At 80.7% G+C, this 786-nt stretch carries 1 protein-coding gene; it reads left to right on the top strand.

Annotated elements, in window-relative coordinates; translation table 11 throughout:
• Window positions 1-489 (top strand): CAP domain-containing protein (locus GTR00_RS22005; RefSeq protein WP_166613606.1); only part of this gene is annotated, 489 nt, incomplete at its 5' end.
• Window positions 490-786: the final 297 nt, after the last annotated feature.

Here is a 786-nt window from a genome sequence, read left to right as displayed (position 1 = left end):
CGCCGCACCACCGTCCTGGCCGCCGCCGCCCTCACCGCCGCTGCGCTCACCACGGCCGCGGCCGCTCCCGCCTCCGCCGCCGAACTGCTGCTCACCCGCGACGCGCCCCTGCCCGCCGGTGCGCAGCTCGTCCTGGACCGCACCAACGCCGCCCGCGCCGCCGCCGGCTGCGCCCCCCTCGCCGAGGCCGCGGCGATGACCGCCACGGCAGCCGCCCACAGCGCCGAGATGGCCACCACCGGCCTGATGAGCCACCGCGGCACCGACGGCAGCACCCCGCGCGTGCGCCTGGCCGCCCAGGGCGTGCGCGCCTGGCGCACCGCCGAGAACGTCGCCCGCGGCTACGACGCGGCCACCGTCGTGGACGCCTGGCTCGCCAGCCCCGGCCACCGCGCCAACCTCCTGGACTGCCGGCTGACCCACGTCGGCATCGCCGAGACCCCCAGCCCCGCCGGCACCTTCTGGACGCAGGTCTTCGCCAACTTCTGACCGGTCCCGCGCCCGTCCCGCGCCCGTCGCGCCGCCGCTGCACCGCCCGGCGCGACGGGCGCCGCCGCGCGGGCAGCGCCCGCGCGCGGCATCCTGCCTCTCGCGGGTGACCGCCCGGTGGAACCGGGCGGTGGCCGGGCGCGTCCGAGCCGTGGGCGCATCGGGCGCAGCAGCAGGAGGACGCCGTCGTGTCGGGAACACCGTGGTGGGAGGACTTCGCCACCTCGCGGTCCGCCCCGCCCGGCGCGCCGCAGCGCAGCGCCGGCCCCGCACCGGCGAGCGCGCCGGGAGCCGCCC

The sequence above is a fragment of the Kineococcus indalonis genome (genome assembly GCF_009906395.1).
Taxonomy (GTDB): Bacteria; Actinomycetota; Actinomycetes; order Actinomycetales; family Kineococcaceae; genus Kineococcus; species Kineococcus indalonis.
This window is presented reverse-complemented; position numbering and strand designations above follow the sequence as displayed.